2 protein-coding genes are annotated in these 1269 nt (G+C 63.4%); both read left to right on the forward strand.

The window, feature by feature from the left end; genetic code table 11:
* Nucleotides 1-92 precede the first annotated feature (92 nt).
* Entirely contained in the window at nt 93-614 is a 522-nt protein-coding gene (locus DBR36_RS18775) for a serine O-acetyltransferase (RefSeq protein WP_219927669.1), read from the forward strand.
* Between the two features lie 457 nt (nt 615-1071).
* Entirely contained in the window at nt 1072-1251 is a 180-nt protein-coding gene (locus DBR36_RS17415) for a hypothetical protein (RefSeq protein ID WP_146185392.1), read from the forward strand.
* Nucleotides 1252-1269: the final 18 nt, after the last annotated feature.

Here is a 1269-nt window from a genome sequence, read left to right on the forward strand (position 1 = left end):
CCCCTAGAGAACACGCCAACTTTGGCGGGTGAGAGATGAAGACCATGTTTCGGGCCGTGGGAGGCAGCCGGTCAGGGCCTATTCTTGGCAGAGTGAGCAAGCCTGCCGCGAAGACAACAACCCGCCAAGACAACGACCCGCTGAACTTCGAGGAAAAGCTCGTACGGTCGCTTGCGTCCCGATGGAAAAGGCCGTTCGCATGGCGACTCCTGAAGTGGCGCGGCATCGAGTTCCCGACGACCGTCCCGTTTGGCGACGGTCTTCGCCTAGCGCACGGCGCTGTCGGCCTCGTAGTCCACGAATCGGTGATCTTGGGGTCAAGAGTGAAGCTGTTCCAGGGGGTCACCCTTGGACGCGGCGACCAGTATCTGTACCGCGACCAGCTTCCGACAGGCGGAGGAATTCTGGTCGGCGACGACGTCATAATCGGCGCTGGGGCGACCATACTCTTCCGTTCAGGGGAGACGACGATCATCGGTGACGGCGCGGTAATCGGAGCGAACTCCGTCGTTACACGATCCGTTCCCGCTGGCGAAGTCTGGGCCGGTTTGCCAGCGAAGCGAGTCGGCGACAACCCCAATTTCCTCGGTCGAGAACCGTCAGCAGCGCGATAGAGCGTGCGCCGGCGGAGTGCTCGACTTCCGTACCGTCTCGCCCGCTGCGCCCGTCCAGGCCCCATGACCTCTTCCCAACTCCGGGTAGACCGCCTTCGAGGACATGACCGTCGTTCACTTTTCGAGGATCAGCGAGCTACCTCTTCACGTAAATCGGGGCCTGACCACGCCCAAATCTCCCGCGGGAGAGCGGCCGCCAAACGCTCCAGTGGCTATCATCGCCCCTTTGCGGCGGCTCGGCGTCGCGTCAATGGCGATCATCCTCCGTCCCCTAGGGGCCGCCCTCCCTGGCCGGACAAGGGTACCCACAACGTAAATTCGCCCGGTCTCTCGGTCGTTGGGCCCGGTGTTCCCCCTATAAAATCTGCGACTCAACATTCGATTGATATCCCTCGCTTTCGACAAATTTCCAACCGCCCTCTATGCCGTCCAGCCGTTGCCCGTCTCAGGAACCCGGGTGGTAGTCAGCGGAATGGGCGCCACCTACCTGACCGCGCAGTTCGTGGCGGGGACGACGATGGGCATCTTCGGGTCGATCCTCGTCGTCTCGGTCGCACGCCGCTTCGTGCTGGGGCGCATCGCCCTGGGCGAGAGTCCGCAGCGCAGGACGAGCGCGGCTGACCCCACCCCGGCGTGAACCGCCCCACCCGTACAT

It is taken from the genome of Microbacterium sp. HMWF026 (assembly GCF_003061325.1).
In the GTDB taxonomy this organism is placed as follows: Bacteria; Actinomycetota; Actinomycetes; order Actinomycetales; family Microbacteriaceae; genus Microbacterium; species Microbacterium testaceum_E.